This window comes from Pseudomonas sp. GM_Psu_1 (assembly GCF_026544185.1).
GTDB classification, from domain to species: Bacteria; Pseudomonadota; Gammaproteobacteria; order Pseudomonadales; family Pseudomonadaceae; genus Chryseomonas; species Chryseomonas oryzihabitans.
The window spans coordinates 95,043-110,360 of the sequence record NZ_JALNUX010000012.1; the positions used below are offsets into that span (position 1 = coordinate 95,043).

Annotated in this window: 12 protein-coding genes; 6 read left to right on the top strand and 6 right to left on the bottom strand. The window is 60.0% G+C overall.

The annotated features are described in order from the left end of the window. Positions 1-14: 14 nt before the first annotated feature. Together OXS31_RS18860 and OXS31_RS18865 are read right to left on the bottom strand one after the other, a co-directional pair. Positions 15-1,055 (bottom strand): ADP-ribosylglycohydrolase family protein, encoded by a 1,041-nt coding sequence (locus OXS31_RS18860; RefSeq protein WP_267401344.1) that lies wholly within the window; start codon positions 1,053-1,055, stop codon positions 15-17. Continuing rightward, positions 1,052-1,765 carry a GntR family transcriptional regulator gene (locus tag OXS31_RS18865; protein WP_267401345.1) on the bottom strand — a complete coding sequence of 238 codons (714 nt, stop codon included), beginning with the start codon at positions 1,763-1,765 and terminating at the stop codon, positions 1,052-1,054. The genes OXS31_RS18860 and OXS31_RS18865 overlap by 4 nt, the downstream gene beginning before the upstream one ends. Positions 1,766-2,296: 531 nt before the next feature. On the opposite strand from OXS31_RS18865, the gene OXS31_RS18870 reads away from it, so the two are divergent. After that, positions 2,297-2,665 carry a hypothetical protein gene (locus tag OXS31_RS18870; protein ID WP_267401346.1) on the top strand — a complete coding sequence of 123 codons (369 nt, stop codon included), beginning with the start codon at positions 2,297-2,299 and terminating at the stop codon, positions 2,663-2,665. Between the two features lie 1,207 nt (positions 2,666-3,872). Here OXS31_RS18870 and OXS31_RS18875 read toward each other — a convergent pair. Then, the gene (locus tag OXS31_RS18875) at positions 3,873-4,250 is read right to left on the bottom strand and encodes a histone-like nucleoid-structuring protein, MvaT/MvaU family (protein ID WP_267401347.1); all 378 of its coding nucleotides are present in this window, start codon (positions 4,248-4,250) and stop codon (positions 3,873-3,875) included. A gap of 509 nt (positions 4,251-4,759) precedes the next feature. Between OXS31_RS18875 and OXS31_RS18880 the strand changes: the two genes are divergently transcribed. The 3 genes from OXS31_RS18880 to OXS31_RS18890 all read left to right on the top strand — a co-directional run bounded on the left by OXS31_RS18880 (position 4,760) and on the right by OXS31_RS18890 (position 7,126). After that, on the top strand, positions 4,760-4,900 hold the full coding sequence (locus OXS31_RS18880; RefSeq protein ID WP_267401348.1) for a hypothetical protein: 141 nt from the start codon (positions 4,760-4,762) through the stop codon (positions 4,898-4,900). Positions 4,901-5,973: 1,073 nt separating this feature from the next. Further along, a complete protein-coding gene (locus tag OXS31_RS18885; protein ID WP_267401350.1) occupies positions 5,974-6,702 on the top strand; it encodes a hypothetical protein in 729 nt (242 codons plus the stop codon). A gap of 7 nt (positions 6,703-6,709) precedes the next feature. Next, positions 6,710-7,126: a hypothetical protein gene (locus tag OXS31_RS18890; RefSeq protein WP_064306999.1), complete on the top strand. Its 417-nt coding sequence runs from the start codon at positions 6,710-6,712 to the stop codon at positions 7,124-7,126. Positions 7,127-7,273: 147 nt separating this feature from the next. On the opposite strand, the gene OXS31_RS18895 is transcribed toward OXS31_RS18890, so the two are convergent. After that, a complete protein-coding gene (locus OXS31_RS18895) occupies positions 7,274-8,923 on the bottom strand; it encodes a J domain-containing protein (protein ID WP_267401353.1) in 1,650 nt (549 codons plus the stop codon). Positions 8,924-8,931: 8 nt separating this feature from the next. Further along, on the bottom strand, positions 8,932-10,623 hold the full coding sequence (locus OXS31_RS18900) for a molecular chaperone HscC (protein ID WP_267401354.1): 1,692 nt from the start codon (positions 10,621-10,623) through the stop codon (positions 8,932-8,934). Positions 10,624-10,884: 261 nt separating this feature from the next. Between OXS31_RS18900 and OXS31_RS18905 the strand changes: the two genes are divergently transcribed. Both OXS31_RS18905 and OXS31_RS18910 read left to right on the top strand, forming a co-directional pair. Continuing rightward, entirely contained in the window at positions 10,885-11,517 is a 633-nt protein-coding gene (locus tag OXS31_RS18905) for an SOS response-associated peptidase family protein (RefSeq protein WP_267401355.1), read from the top strand. A 547-nt stretch (positions 11,518-12,064) separates the two neighbouring features. Then, positions 12,065-12,574, top strand: coding sequence for a GNAT family N-acetyltransferase (locus OXS31_RS18910; protein WP_267401356.1), 510 nt, complete (start codon positions 12,065-12,067; stop codon positions 12,572-12,574). On the opposite strand, the gene OXS31_RS18915 is transcribed toward OXS31_RS18910, so the two are convergent. Further along, a complete protein-coding gene (locus tag OXS31_RS18915; RefSeq protein ID WP_267401358.1) occupies positions 12,557-13,963 on the bottom strand; it encodes an ISNCY family transposase in 1,407 nt (468 codons plus the stop codon). The two genes, OXS31_RS18910 and OXS31_RS18915, sit on opposite strands and share 18 nt — an antisense overlap. Between the last annotated feature and the right edge of the window lie 1,355 nt (positions 13,964-15,318).

Consider the following 15,318-nt stretch of genomic DNA (forward strand, 5'->3'; position numbering starts at 1 on the left):
GCAGTGAATTCTTATTAGGGTCGGGCGGCGGCGGCGGCGCCTGCGCTGCGTAGGGCCAGCAATTGTTCGGTGAGGGATTCGAGATCAAGCGCATTGACGGCCTTGATCTGGGCGATGGCCTCCAGCGGCCACACTTCGACTCCATGGGTGGCGCCGAGCATCGCGCCGAGCATTGCGGCGATAGTGTCGGTGTCACCGCCTAGGCTGGCGGCCACGCCTAGTGCCGGATAGGCCTCGAGCTGGCCCTCGGCGACCGCATGGGCCAAGGCGAAGGCGGCGACCACGGATTCCTGAGAGGCAACCGAGGTACCGATGACGTCGTAGATCACGTCGGGCAGGCTGTCGGCGTTGCAACTGGCGCAAACCGCCCGCGACCAAAGAATGCGGGCAGCGATGTTGCCGCCTGCTACCCAGTGACCGCGGCTGTGGCCTGAGCGGGCGGCTTTGATGCCGAATTCAAGAGCGGCCGGCAAATCGGCACCCTGCACGCCGGCCGAAACCACGGCGGCCACGGCGGCGGCGCTGGCGATGCCCAGGCCGGTGTTATGCGTCACCTGGCAGGCTTGCACCACCTGGCCCATGAAGTACTCGGGATCGTCGATAGCAGTGGCGATGCCGATCGGCGCGATGCGCATGGCCGCGCCGTTAGTGGTGCCGAATCGCCCTGCTTGCTCGGGGCTGGCGCCACTCAGGATCATTTCTATGGCGCGCTTCGTCGAAGGCCCGAGCAGGTCCTGGGAGCCTTTGGCGCGCATCTCCGCTTCCCAGTCGATTAGGTCCTGGGCCAAGGCAGCGGGCTCGATGTGGCCGTGGCCGGCGAGTAGGCGTCGGGCGACGAGAATGGCTTGCTCGGTGTCATCGGTGATGGCCCCGGCCGGCATGTTCGGTGCAATCGGCTGATCGCCGTCGGCGGCCTGCAGGGCTGTGATACGGCAGTAACGGTCGCGGATCTGCTCGCGGGACAGGGACTGGGTCGGCATGCCCAGCGCGTCACCCAAGGCCAGGCCGTAGAAAGCGCCGAGGGCACGAGCCCGTGTCTGTTCGAGACTGATCATTGTGGGCTTCCGAAATTCAAATGCAGTTGAAAGTGCGCAGGGTCAAGCAGGCTTTCTACCTGTTCCATGAAGCGGCCCCGGGTGTCGAAGGTTTCACGTACCACCTTGAGAAATACCGTGCCCAGCGGGCGCTGCAGGAGTTCGGCGGCACCGGAGTCGAGGGGTTCGGCGCCAATCCATTGCTTTCCGTAGTGGCCCTCGTAGCCGTGGGCGGCCATGGAGGCGGTCAGCGAGCCGTCTTTCAGACCGCTCAACGGCAACTGTTCAAGACCGTCCACTGCTGGAATCAACGAGCGTTCTAGCGACACCACACTGCCATCGGCGGCACGGCGACGGCGCTCCACCAGCACGAACTGCTCGGTACCCGCCATCAGCGCAAGCTCCTCTCGCTGCACGCGGCTGATGCCCAGCAATTCGGTGCTCATCTGTACTGCCCCGGCCGCCAAGGCGCGAGCCCAGCCGGCACTCTGGTCAAGGGGCACACCATCGTAGGTGACGATGGACCCAACCCCGGTCTGGGTAGCGATGTAGTTGCGCCGCTTCAGCTCCGACAGGGCTTCGCGCAGGGTGCCGCGGCTGACATCGAATTCGGCGGCTAACTCATGCTCGCCAGGCAAGCGCTCGCCAGAGCCCAGCTCACCTCGCTCGATACGCTCAACGATGGCTTGGACCACACGAGATTTCTTATCAAATCGAACCTGTTCAGACATGTATAATTTACTACCGTATTAAGGAGGACCTGGCAAAAAAAATTTAAGTTTTTCTTGGGAAAGCGATCGTTCAGTCAATGGAAAGAGACATGCATCGCTAGCGAGCGCGAGGCCTGCAAGGCGAAGGCGGGCTCGGTAGACTACCACTAAGGTCGTCGTAGTCACGTTGCAGGTACACAGGAACATGATGCCGCGCGCGTCCATGCCTTGGGTGTCTCCAACCCGACTGTCATTGATGTCGTCTAGGAGTGCCGCAGCATATCGGCAGGCCGGGCAATGCGCCTGGAAGCCGCGCCGGGGCCTTCGGCAGGGCGCTGGAAGAGCCTGCAGGCGATCTGAGAATTGCACAAAGCTGAGACTGAAAAGGGCTAGGCGATCCGCGCACAGGTCCCTCGACCGCCAATGGCTTAGCGAGTGGCCTGTCGGGTTGGTCTAGGGAGGCTCGTCGGCTTGTCGCGCTGCTTATAAGGCAGGCCGGGGCGGGTTCATTGAGCATAGTCGGTTGGCGTTTCGAAATATACCCGTGGTCGTTTGGGTAAATACGCGCTCGAGCACAGGGGCGGTCGCACCCTGCCAGTAGATCCGGCCATTTATCTCAAGGCCATCAAGGCCCGTTTGGCATGCGCCCAGGCGCAAGGTGCCAGAAGCATCTGGATCGACCACCTCGATGGGCTGTGGCATGGCAAGGCGACCCACACCGCGCTGATCAGCGCGCTGGAGCAGCTCGCTGCAGAAGGGTACGGACTGAGTTGGGACGAGATGCGCGGCATCCAGGTGCTGCGGTTGGATGTCGATCCGAAAGCGTCCCTGGCGCCGGCGGCCGTCCGCAGCGCGCTGGGCCTGGTCGACCCTGGGGCACCACTCCCTTTAAAGCCCCGGAGCCAGTGGCTTCGCCGGTGAGCCATGGCAGCCAGATGGGCGACTACCTCCTTTTCCTCGCGCTGATTGCATCCCTGGCCGGCGCCCCCTTCGGATTGGCACGTATGCTCGACGCGCCTACACCGGGCCCCTGGCTACTCGCCTTCTAATACGGGGTGTTTGGACAGACCCTCTACACCTGGGGCTCGGTTCTGGTGAAGGGCTTCCTGGCTGCGGGCCGTTCGCGCCGGCACACGCCGCCGGCCTGATACGCCACCGGCGCCTGGCGATGGCCCCTGGTGCTGGCGGCTGGCTAGATGTCCTCTTGACGCCGCGTGCTACCGGAATGACAGTCAGCGGCCCACGTTTCGGAGGGTGAACATGACTCAACCTCGTGCACGGGCACCGGGCCCGCCAATCGATGGGCCAGCGCGCGCTCGGTCGGCGCCAGCGGCGGATCACGATGCGCACGCGTTGGCCCGGCAGCTCCTGGCAGAGCTCACCGGCACGCCGGGTGAGCTCCAAGCCGAGCTCGATGCAGCATCTCGGGCAAACCCCGACTCCCCTACCAAGAAGGGCGTGAATCGCCGCTTGCGCTGAGGGCGGCAGCTGCACACTAGGCCGACCGCCTGGGTCGATGCCTTTGCTGCCAAGTGGGAAAGCGCGTTGATCTGGGACGGACCACTTCTATCGAGGACGGCCCCATGCTCGACCTGTACGACATGATCGGTGTACTGATCCCCTCGGCTGGCCCCACCAAGGCCCATCCAGATGACGCTTACCGTGAAGGCTGCGCCGCTCCAGCGCGATGACGAGGCGCTCCAGTTACGTTGAACGCGCCGGCGATCAGTGTAGAAATATGTCGTTGGGCAGGTTCAGGACCTGGATCGATGCATTTATAGCAGTGACCGCGTTATGGACGTATGAAGCCGGAGGCGCATAGGCAATCGATACGAGCGCGACAATTCGGTCAAGGATCAGCTAGGTGATCTGCAACCGAGCGCAGCGTAAGAATCTTACAGAGGAGAAGTGGGTCCAGAAGAGCCTGCTCCGAAGAGGGTGCTGTAAAGCACATGAGGGCATCTAAGGCACGGGCTTTTGATCAAGAGTGCCGATGAGGACAGCACCGGCGGTGTCGCACAATGTGCGCCGGCGTTGCGCGAGACGACTACTCGCCCACAGGACGAAAGCATCGATAGTGACAGCCCTGGCAGGCCTACATGAGTCCCGCCAGCGCCGATTGGGACGGTTACTCGTCTTGGAGCCAGCCTTCGACCGTCTCAGCGCCGTGCTCAGACTTCCATGCTTTCAGTAGCTTGTGATTGCCACCCTTTGTTTCAATGATTTCACCGGTTTCCGGGTGCTTATAGCGCTTTACAGCGCGCTGCCGACGCTGCTGCGGGGCCGGGGCGGAATTGCTTTTGCGGCCCGTATTTGTGCTGCGCTCCGGATCTAGGATGGCGATTACGTCACGCAGGGACTTATTGTGTTCACCCAACAGAGCACGCAGACGTTCTTCAAATTCAAGTTCTTTCTGAAGGCGTTCATCACCGTTTAATTGTTCAAGACGCTGCTTCAACTCTTCAATTGCGGCTTCGGTCTGACGGTATTCTTGGATTAGGGACATCGCGATCTCCTCAAGACTAGGCAATGGTCGCTGTTATAGCCTTTTCATTTGAGGTTGACTAGAGAAATTTGAAATAATTCGTCGGAATGCACCGGGATTATCAAGGTAATCAAATCTGCCCGTTGATAGCTCATTACGTGTCTTGTGAAGCGTGACTCCATGGATAGGATAAATGCCGTATCGTCTAGATAAGGATCACTCGGCCAGCAATACGGCTATAGAACCAGCTATTGCCGGGAATCGCCGGGTCGAAGCCGCCACTTCTTTCCTTCCTCGTTACGCTACACCTTAAGGCATGGGATGACGAAACCCCGAGCCAAAGCTTGCGAACGCATGACCGTCGCGCTTGTCGGGGGGAGTCTATGGTAGCTATACGATGCTTACAGGGGTTGATAGATCCCCTGTTTTGACAGTGATAGAATCGACAGTGAAAAGCCTGCAAGAATCCACTGCAATGGGCTCGTAGGCTGTACTCAAGCCTCCTACAGGTGCATTAGAGGGAAACCGCTATGGATGACTTTATTCGTGGCTTCAAACGTGGTGCCAGGGAGACCCTGTATGGCTACTGGGCGCCTGCTGTGGCGGTCTGGCGCTTGCTGTCAGACACGACGGACGATCTGATTCGTAAAGCGAATGAAGCAAAGAAGTAGAGCTTTTTCCGTGCGCAGCGGCGATGGTCACGGCTAGCTGTGGCCGCTGCGTCCGTTCACCCCTGGTGGAGCGTAGCCTTTGATGAATGGGCGCAGTTGGTTTGGGCTAATTGATCCGAAGCCATTTTGCGAATGTAGCTTTCGCAGAGCTTTTTCAACCCGGCCAATGTTAGCCGCGACCTTAGGTAGCTGATCAATAACCGCCACTAAAACGCACGTTCAAACCCTTTGTGATGTTGCAAACCCGAGCGTATGCTCAGGGCATGTATACACGAGTAGCTAAGCATGGTCCGCCGTCATCTAGTACGTTTTTTCAGAATTTTTGCTGCTGAGTTTGTCAGTGCTGCGAAGGAGGCCCCTGCTATCTATTTTGCACCGCTACGGGGCGCGATCGAAGCGGTAAAGGTGCAAGCGCGCAAGTCTTGGCCCTAAACCCGGCCAGCCTTTTGGCGATTGCGCTTTCGCTAATAAACGTATCAGCCGGCCGAGAGACCTTCTGCTACAGATGAAAGTGTGATGAATCGTAAGCAGGAAGTGCTCCCTGGCACAGATCGTTGATTTTGTAAGCACCGATATCGATCTACATTTTTAAACTGATTGCTTTAGCGATGCTCCATCCATGGATTGGGGATTTTCCCCCGTTCTCCAAGGCAGGGCTCTCGTGCTGAGGCAGCTGATGTACTCAGCTTCGGCCTATTGTTCTGACCGGCCAACTCATCAGCGTTGCGAGCTTTCTTCCCGCTAAGGTCAAAGTCTGTCCTTACCATCAGATGGTCCGCCGGTTTGAGACGCATGGCTACCGCTTTGAAGACGTATAACTGTCCCTCTGCTACTGCCTTTGTGATGGCACGATTTTTCATTGGTACGCTCGATATCGAAACGCTTATGCCGCACCAGCTACGGGATGTCACTTAAAGGTTCGGAGCATCGTCGTGTTTTGATTAGCTACCGACGGCAAATTTTGGCTGTCTGCTTTGCCGGCAAGTTCGAGCCAGAGTCGCCCTAGAATCGACGTTTGCAATTTTGGAAAGGCATGGAGACTGGATTCTAGTTACCTGCCGAGATCCAAAACGATGACCTATAAAGTTTGCAAAGTGAGCACCGCGGCCACGGACGTGCCAGGCGTCTATAACGTCCTGTTCAATGGCGACGACCGCTTCTTCCGCCGGATCGAGATCCACCTGAGCCGAGACCTGGGCGACAACGTGCTCGATTTCATCGAGCTCTACGGCCTGTGGTGCGCCCTAGTGCAATTCGAGCTGGCCGGGCACCAACGTACCTGCAGAAATCTGAAGCTCGTGGTATCGCGCGGCGCGGTGAAGCGCCTATTGCTCTCGGACAGCTCGAAGGGCGAGCTCTACGAGACGTCGAATGCGCTGCGCACCCAGTTCTTCGGCCTGAGCGGTATCAGCGTTGAGAAAAACAAGCCCTGGACCCGCGAGGAGCATCAGGCCTTCTGCATCAAGTGGGACGGAACGCCCCCTCCGCAACCGTCGGTAGAGAACCCCGTCTTCGGCAAGATCTATCTGACCCATCACACCCTGGTCGAGTACCTGGACGAGACGAAGGGTGAGTGCAAGCCGGAGAACGTCTTCCCGCGGCTGGCGCGGGTGGTCAGGGATCTGAACCGCGAGGTGGCGCTGCCGGCTGACGTTATGCGGCACAAGCAACGTCGGCACGCGGGTGACCAGGACGGCGTACGTTACCTGGGCAGCATGGCGGGCTGGCAGCTCGTGACGAGACCCGCGCTGGACCAGACGGGTCTGCTAGCGATCACCGTATACCAAAGGCAGGGGTACTGAAGGATCCATGGAAGCAGGGCTAAAGCGATACCTTTCCAAGCTACGGCCGGAGCTGCTCGCGATGGTGCGCGCCGTCGAGCCGGCGCTGTGGGAAACGATTCGCGACGCTTCGGAAGAGGAGCAGGTCGCCGCGCTGGCCAACTCCTACGCGGTCATGCAGGGCATTAGCCACCAGGCCCTCGGGCAAGCAGGCTTTGAGCAAGGCAGCCTGATCCAGCGGCGGGGGGAGCAGCGTATCTACCGCCTGCAGATCATCAAGATCGACTGGGACGCTCGCGGTAGGCCCGAAAGAATCTTTTTCTACGGGCACGACTCCAGCAAGGGCAATGCTCAGATGGATCTGCTTGGCAAAAGCAGTGAGTTCACCAGCATGCGTACTGGGCTGTGCATCGACGGACCTGACCTGCTGAGGTTCATCAGGTAACGGCAGGGCGGCGTCGGGCGATCGCCAGCTCGTACTGAGATGTCACCCAGCGAGGCCCGCCTGAATGGAGGGCCCGCGCGTCAGCGGAGCGATCGAATCTGGTTGAGCTTGAGCGAGCGCTCAGGACGCGGCATGTGCTGCAGCCGCTCAGCCAATGAACAGCCGTGCCGCGACCATAAGCGCCAATCCGACGCCCAGGGCGAGCACCTGCTTCGCTCGACGGCGATTCTGCAGCAGCTGATGCAAGCCCCGTTCGAGCCAGGCAACTGGCGAGGCGCCTCGGGTGACGACGTTGGCAAACTGCATAGCGCCCAGGACGGTGGCCAACGCCATCACCGGACCTAGCATGGGTACCGCACGTCCCCACATCCAGACAAGCCCCGCGGGCAGCAGGCTGGGAAAGACATGGCGCAGCACTAAAACGCCACTGCCTCTTCGCGTCAGGCGCCGGGGCAGCATCCTGGCGCTCAATGCCACATCTGCTGGCGCGATGGGACGTGAGAGGTCCGTCCACAGGCGCATGAGCCAGGTGGCGGGCAGCACAAACGCCAGGGGCACGACCGCTAACGGTGCTACGAGCAGTATCCCGAGGCTGTCGCCGAGGGTCTTTTCCGGGTTAGCGATCAGCATGATGGTCAGCGCTAGGGACAGCATCGCCCACAGGTAGACGTAGCCCCAGCGCCAGTAGCCGCGCGGCATCCAGGACCTCCAATCCGCGAAGTAGGGTCGCTGTAGAGCGGCCGGTATCTGGGAGAAGGACGCGATGTCCTCCTCCAACGCTATGCAGGCCTGCCAGTCTTCTGCCGTGAAGCTATCTGCCCACTGTCGCCGGCGGCGGTCGTCCAGGTCACCGAGCAGGAACCACGCTGCCCGTTGCCCGGCTGTTCTCGCCGGCGCGGCCAACTGGTCGCGCAAGCTCGCCTCCAGTGCGTAAGCATGGCAACGCCCCATCACCACGGCCCAGCGCTTTACGCTGCAGGACAGGTGGCCACGCTCTTCGCTCCAGGCATTGAGTGCGCAGACACGATAAAAGAACGCCGGCGTCCAGTGGCCGTCGTTCTCCAATAGCTCGAACACGTCGGCCTGGAACCGGGTCCGGCGGTCGAGTGGTTGCGACCAGTCGCTGTCCAGGGCCGCACGAAGCTGCTTATAAGCCTGAGTCTCGAGGCCCTGCGCGAGTGCCTGCCGCATCTGCACAAGCACCTGGTTGGCTAACTGGTTGGCCAACACAGCTTCCTCACGCGGACCCAGGTAGTCGGGCTGGGCCAGGGTCAGCCAGTGGAGATTGGCTTGCGCCCAGGCCAGGGCTCGCAGGTCAGCGCTGTTCACGCACCGTTGCAGGAGCTGCCGCTGAAAAGCAGCCTCTAGGCCTTCGCGCCTGGCTATCTCCCAGGCTAGAGTGAGATCACCCTCGAGAAGCTTGGCGAGACGACTGGAGTCGTCCGGAAGCAGCTGCTCGGATAGGCGCTGGATGGAAGGCTCTGTGGGCGGTCGTTCTGCTTCGCGCTGGACGGGCTGGACCGGTGCGCCAAGCGGCTTCCCGTCCATCGTAGGCACTGGTTCGATCAGCGTCGCGCCCGCGGAGGAGGGTGAGTACACCCATTGGGTGGCCCGAGGCTCTTCGTCCAAGCTTACCGGCCGACTGAGGTCCGCCAACGCGCGTTCGTAGGCTTGCCGCAGCCGTTGAAAGGCCTCTGGGTCCGTATCGGGTCGGTGAACCTTCAGGAGGCGCGCATAGGCGCGTTTGAGATCCCTCTCGGTGGCCGCTTGGGAGAGCTCCAACAGGTCAAGTTTCATGCCTTGCCTCAGAGACGTCGTTCGAGACGATCCAACCGCTCCGCCAGCGATTTGCGGGCATCGCGGATGACGCGCTCATCCTGGCTGTCGAGCGCTCGCTGGAAATCCTGCGCCAGGCTGCCGGCCCGCTCCCGGAGGTCACCCAGGCTTTCTTGATACAGGCGCTCCAGCCGGGCCATCAGCACGCTGTTCACCTGCTGATCGCGAGGATGCACCTTGAGGGCGGAAAGCGCTTCCAGGCGCTGCGCAATCTCCTCCGGGCTGAGGACGCCCGGGTTGTTCTCGATGACCAGGCTAAGCCTTGCGCCCGTCATCGGCACGTGTGCCTCCGCCTCCAGCAGCCCGTTGTTGTCATAGGTAAAGCGCACCTCGATTCGCACCTCACCCGCCCGGCGCGGTGGCACCGGTACCTCAAGCTCGCCCAGATAGATGTTGTGCTTCACCAGCCGGCTCTCGCCCTGGAAGATGCAGAGCTTCACCGCGGTCTGATTATCATCGAGCGTTGATACGGTCTTGACCCGGCTGACCGGGACCACACTGTTGCGCTCGATGATGGGGAGGTACATCCCATAATCCCGCCGGAGGTCATCGCCCGACGTCGTCTCGATGCCGAGCGTGTAGGGACAGACATCGGTCAGCACCACCTCGTCCAAGGAGGCGTGCCTGACCTTGAGTGCGGCTTGGATTGCCGCGCCCTGGGCCACGACCTCGTCTGGGTTGAGCTGCATCGACGGAAAGCGACCGAATAAGCCGGCCACCAGGCGGCGCACTAAGGGCATGCGAGTGGTGCCGCCCACCAGCAGTACCTCATCCAGGTCGGCAGCGTTGATGCGTGCATCCCGCAGTGCGCGCTCGATCGGTGCGCGCATGCGATCGAGCAGCGGCTGGTAGAGGGCCATTACCTCGTCCTGAGTGATCTCCAGGCTCCACTCACGGCCGTGCTCGTGGATAGCAAACTGCGCCCGGGGCTGCTGTCCGAGCTGGTGCCGCACACGCTGGGCCTCACGGCGCAGGCGCTGCGCCAGCGCGCCAGTGGTGGCGTCAGGCAGGCCTGCGGCCGTCGGCGCCGCCAGGAAGTGCGCCACCAGGACATCGTCGAAGTCTTCACCGCCGAGGAAGTTGTCGCCGGCGCTGGCGCGGACCTCCATTACCCCTTCGAACAGCTCGAGGACCGACACGTCAAAGGTACCGCCACCCAGGTCGAAGACCAGGAACGTCGTTTCCTCCTTGTGGTGCAGACCATAGGCGAGGGCGGCGGCCGTGGGCTCGTTGATGAGCTTCTCGACCTTCAGCCCGGCCAGCTCGCCGGCAATACGGGTGGCCTTACGCTGCGCGTCGCTGAAGTAGGCCGGGACGCTAATCACCGCTTCGGTGACTGGCTCGCCCAGGAAGCGCTCCGCATCTTCCTTGAGGCTTCGCAGGACCAGCGCAGAGAGTTCGTCTGCGCGGTACGGCCGGTGCCCCAGCAGCGTTTCCTGCGCGCTGCCCATGTAGCGTTTGAATAGGGCGGTTGTCATCTGCGGGTGTGTCTGCAGGCGCTCACGGGCAATGTCGCCGACCACCAGTTGGCCATTGTCGTCCAGGCCAACCACGCTAGGGGTCAGCACCTTGCCCAGGGCGTTGGGGATCAGCTGCGCGATCTCGCCGCTCCAGACGGCGACCAGGCTGTTAGTGGTACCCAGGTCTATGCCGATGATCATGCTCGCTCCTTGCGCTGTGCGGACCCGCTGGGGTGCCTTCAAAGGGCGTTATTAGAACGGCTACCACCTGGGGGGTAAAGAATCAGCTGACCGCGCGTTCCGAGCGCGGCGTCAGCGGCTGGCCGGCGAGGATGGTAGCTGCGCCTAGGCCACCAGCCCGGCCGCGGTCCTTCTGAAACACATCGCTGTGGTCAGGGCAAAGAGTGCGGGGCGGTAGAAAGGCCAGCGGCACCAGGTGTGATTTCGCGGAGGCGACAAGGCATGTGCAGTCACTATGAAGCGCCGACACCGGCGCGGTTGAAAAGCGCGTTCGGCGCGCCCGTTGATGAGCAATACCAGGGCGAGCTCTGGCCGCTCTACATCGGTCCCTTCGTCCGGTTGAACTCAGCCGAGGCGCAGGAGGATGGGGCACCTGAGTACGACATCTCGGTAGGCCAGTTCGGCTTGCTGCCTGGTTGGGCAAAGGACAGAAAGCTCGGGCGCAGCACCTACAACTGCCGTTCGGAAACGGCCGCCACGAAGAACTCCTTCCGCACCGCCTGGAAGAGAGCGCAGCACTGCATCATTCCAGCGGCGGCGATCTACGAGCCAGACTGGCGCAGCGGAAAAGCGGTGCCGACCCGCATTGAGCGGGCCGACGGCAGCCTGATGGCGATTGCCGGGCTGTGGGAAGAATGGAGTGATCATGACGGCAAGGGGCGCTTTAGCTTCACCATGCTGACCGTTAACGCTGACGATCACCCCTTCATGAAGAACTACCATCGGCCTGAAGACGAGAAGCGCATGCTGGCCATACTGCCGAATGGCTCGATCAAGGACTGGTTGATGGCGCCGGCCGAAGCCTCGACTGGCTTCCTGCGCCAGTATCCCCCGGACCGCCTTCGGGCGGCTTGAGCGCTCTCAGCCTCTCGTGTCCGCCGGCACTGCGAACGATGCCGTGCCGGTTGGCCTGAGAAGCGGTAGCATTGTTCCGAGTGGGTAGCTGAGTCAGCGAGATTTGATCATGAGCGAGAGAGAGAACTTGGAGCTCGAGTCCCGGCGTCTTCAGGTAGAGATGCAGCGGATGATTGTCCAATCTATGAGGGATACGGCCGAGATAAACCGGAAGAACCTAGAGATGCTCTCCAAACCAGTCTGGCGGTCCTTTGAGCATTTCTGGGTTCCAATCTTCATAGGGTGTGCTCTCGTTTCCACGCCGGCGGCGATTGTGTTTTTGCTACACAAGCTGTCCTAGCGCCGAGCCAACCTACATGTGTTCACCACCTTGTCGCCGACAAGCTGTCGAGGCGATTTTATGTCAAGGCTAAGTAGAGATGTCGCTCTGCTGGCCAAGTAAAAATGTCACCACTCGGGATGGAAGCAGGTGATAGCTTTTGTAAAGCTGTTTTTATTGAATCATTGCGTAGAGAAGGTAGTATTCTCGACACACGGAGGAGATTTAATGAAAAACAGTATATCGATAGTAAAACTCCAAGATTCCTCGCATCTAATGGGCACTGTCGCGGATCGTATCTGGAACGAATGGTCTAGATCTCGTGGAAAACCTTTGAGCGAGGTTATAAAAAAGCTTTCTAAGATAGTTAATTCAAAAAGCGAATTTATCTTGGTTGCTGTCCAGGGCAGTAATTTTGCGGGCACTGTATCTTTTGTAGAATCCGACCTGGCTGTCAGGACGTCCATTACCCCATGGATTGCAGCAGTCTATGTTGAGCCAAGTTTTCGAGGCAAAGGCATAGGTTCAAAGTTAATCAGGGCTGCGGAGTGCCTTGCTTGGAGTCAAGGGGCTGATAAGATTTTTCTACATTGCTCTTTCGATATGAGAGGCTTTTACTCTAATCTGGGATATTGCGAGGTCGAAGAAAAAGTTGGAGAGTATGAATCCTATATTTTCAGTAAATCTTGCGATTCTAGATGTGATCGTGCGGAGAATCTTTTAGCGCCGAACAACTGACGCATGGCAGCTCCGCTTCGGTAGTGGGCTTTGCTTCAGAGCAGCTAGGATATCTTCCGGCATGAACTCTTTGGCCTTCTTCTTCTGCGGCTCATGGCGTTGCGCTTTGGTCGGCTTCGGGTTGCCCGGTACCGCCTGGGAACGACGGCTATCGCGCTGCTCTTGCATCCGCTGCGCGACCTGAAGGACGTGCCCCAGCCGCTTGTTATCGACGATAGCGCCCTGGTTAACCTCCGGCAGCTGATCGAAAACGCTAAAGGGCAGGGGAACGCCTTCCGATCTGATTTCTATGCGCCCGCATGGATAATGATAGATGTCCACGTAGTGGCCAGCCAGGCCTCTTGTCTGTGGGGTGTCATCAATCAGGTAAAGGCGTTTGTCGTATTGTAGGGTTAGTCTTTTCGAGACGCGGCGGGGCTCGCGCCAGGTGAGGATCAATGATAGATCTTCATCGTCACGTACTGGGCGGTGGGCATCAAAGTCCGAGCGGGCCGGTTTGCCGAAGCGACGATTGTAATCGGCCATAAAGAGCGGCAGATAAGCATTGGCGGCTTCGACCGTGCTGATGTTGCGCAGGCGCAGTTCCTTGACCAGACGGTCCTGCAAGGTGAGATGGGCTCGCTCGACACGCCCTTTGGCCTGGCTGGAATTAGCGCAGAAGGTATCGATGTTCAGCTCGAACATGGCCCTGGCGAACTGCGTGTGGCCCTCGCCACCCTGAGCATCTTTGCTGTTGACTCGGAACACACTGGCCTTGTCGCTGTAGAGCGCCAAGGGCTTACCGTGGCGCTCCAAGTAGGCCCGAGTAGCCTGAAAGTAGCTGAAGGTTGATTCGCTGCGAGCGAATGCCAGATGCATCAGGCGGCTGGTGGCATCGTCAATGTAGACCAGCAGCGTACAGGCCGGTGCTCGGTCCTCGAACCAGCGGTGATCGCTGCCATCGATCTGGATCAGCTCGCCCAGGCAGGCCCGACGATTACGGGGCTGGTACACCTTAGGCGGTCGCTGCCGACGCGGCGTCCATAAGCCGGCATCCATCATGATGCGCCGAACCGTTTCCTTGGCCAGACGCAAGCCGTGGCACTCGGCCAGTTTCTCAGCTGCAAGCGTGGGACCGAAATCCTGGTAGTGCTGCCGGATCAGCGCGGCAGCGCGCTGCTCTAGGCCTGGCCGCAGCTGGTGATTGCTAGGCTGGCCACGCTTACGTGAGGTTAGGCCTGAAACGCCGGCGTCCCGGTAACGCTGCACCAGGCGGTGAACCTGCCGGGTACTCAGCTGCAGGCGCTGGGCAGCGCGGGTGGGCGTGAGGAAACCCTCGGTCACCGCCTGGATGACCTTGAGGCGATCGACTTCGCGTAGGCTCATCGTGATCCGCTCGTAGGCTGACATCCTGATTGCTCCGCATCGGCTGCAAAACCGGTAGGCTAGCCGCCACACGTGATCGGGACATTTCTATCTGGCTGGATCACGACATTACTATCTAGCCGTAACATTTTAACTTCGCATAATCATAATTATGTTAAATTTGAAGTGAATTCGACTGTTTCTTAAGAATTCTTAGCCTCTAATTTTCCTCATCCGGTCATTGCGTGCAGCTGCTTGCACAAGAAGATGATGCGCCAGCCTTGCCTGTCCTTTTCCTGTTCATCTTTGCGTGCGTATCTAATGCCGGTCTCGATGCCGGGCGGCCTAACGCGCGCTGCCAGTGCCAGCGGTGGAAGACTGGCAAGAGCGGTAGCCTTGAATGTCTTAGCAGCGCGACATTGCTATGTCTCTACTCCATTTCGTTCACATCGCAAAACGATGACATCGAGCTATTGTTCTCTTACGTATAGGTAGGTACACCTGTATCAGGTGTCACAACCCCCTACCGCGTCTTCGAGATCGCCTCTTCACCAACCAAATGCCTGTTTCAGCGCTAAAAGTCCTATATTTCGATAGCTAGCGTGTGGTTTACAGAGTTCACTAAAGATGTCGGCTGCTTCCGAGATCGACGTTGCGCAGGGCCGAGACCTTCGGCTCGGCCTTGCCGGCGAGCACGAACACCGGCAGGATGGCCTTGATGATGGCATCCCATGCTCGACGCGCTCACCGAACCAGAGCGTGCAGCGTGGATGTGGCGCCACGGCCTGGTGCTTGATCCTCACCTGGTCGTCTGCCAGGTTCGCGATGGTGCGCAGATCCTGGTGCTTGAACGACTGCTCGATCGGCATTCCCTGGTGCTGCGCCCTACTCTCAGCCTCCGCCTGCAGCTGCTTACTCTCGGTGGCCACCTGTACCCTCTGGTTGCTGGTGGTGTGGCCAGCTCAGGTGAACGAGATCCGCCGCGGTGCGCCGTCGAAGGCGTGGATGGTGTGCTGCGACGGCGTCCAGGGCGCTCTCGCGTGATTCGAGCTCGTCTATCGTGCGCTGTTTGGTTGCCTGATGGTCAACACGCCTTGCAGCGCCTTCGCCTGCAGGCGGAAGTAGCCCAGCTGGCGCATGACGGTGTCGGCGGCATAGCCATCAGATACACACAGCCAGGCGCACCGCCGCTTCAGCTACTTTGTTCGATCGTCGGGTGGACGGTGCGGTCGATGGGCAGCCAGGTCCTCAGGGAGGGTACGCTTCGCTAGCGGAGCGCTTGCCTGTCAAGCGGCGCCTCGAGAAACGTTCGGATCTTCGATGGAAGCCTATCTGCGGCAGAGCTATTCGCTGTCGCTGGTGCGTGGGAGCCGCAAAAGGATTCCAGTGTGCTGACGAAT

What these genes read in the sequence shown, in the direction of transcription:
- OXS31_RS18880 (WP_267401348.1), top strand. Translation starts at nt 4,760, where the DNA reads ATGGATGACTTTATTCGTGGCTTCAAACGTGGTGCCAGGGAGACCCTG.
- OXS31_RS18875 (WP_267401347.1), bottom strand. Translation starts at nt 4,250, where the DNA reads ATGTCCCTAATCCAAGAATACCGTCAGACCGAAGCCGCAATTGAAGAG.
- OXS31_RS18885 (WP_267401350.1), top strand. Translation starts at nt 5,974, where the DNA reads ATGACCTATAAAGTTTGCAAAGTGAGCACCGCGGCCACGGACGTGCCA.
- OXS31_RS18865 (WP_267401345.1), bottom strand. Translation starts at nt 1,765, where the DNA reads ATGTCTGAACAGGTTCGATTTGATAAGAAATCTCGTGTGGTCCAAGCC.
- OXS31_RS18900 (WP_267401354.1), bottom strand. Translation starts at nt 10,623, where the DNA reads ATGATCATCGGCATAGACCTGGGTACCACTAACAGCCTGGTCGCCGTC.
- OXS31_RS18860 (WP_267401344.1), bottom strand. Translation starts at nt 1,055, where the DNA reads ATGATCAGTCTCGAACAGACACGGGCTCGTGCCCTCGGCGCTTTCTAC.
- OXS31_RS18910 (WP_267401356.1), top strand. Translation starts at nt 12,065, where the DNA reads ATGAAAAACAGTATATCGATAGTAAAACTCCAAGATTCCTCGCATCTA.
- OXS31_RS18895 (WP_267401353.1), bottom strand. Translation starts at nt 8,923, where the DNA reads ATGAAACTTGACCTGTTGGAGCTCTCCCAAGCGGCCACCGAGAGGGAT.
- OXS31_RS18905 (WP_267401355.1), top strand. Translation starts at nt 10,885, where the DNA reads ATGTGCAGTCACTATGAAGCGCCGACACCGGCGCGGTTGAAAAGCGCG.
- OXS31_RS18915 (WP_267401358.1), bottom strand. Translation starts at nt 13,963, where the DNA reads ATGTCAGCCTACGAGCGGATCACGATGAGCCTACGCGAAGTCGATCGC.
- OXS31_RS18890 (WP_064306999.1), top strand. Translation starts at nt 6,710, where the DNA reads ATGGAAGCAGGGCTAAAGCGATACCTTTCCAAGCTACGGCCGGAGCTG.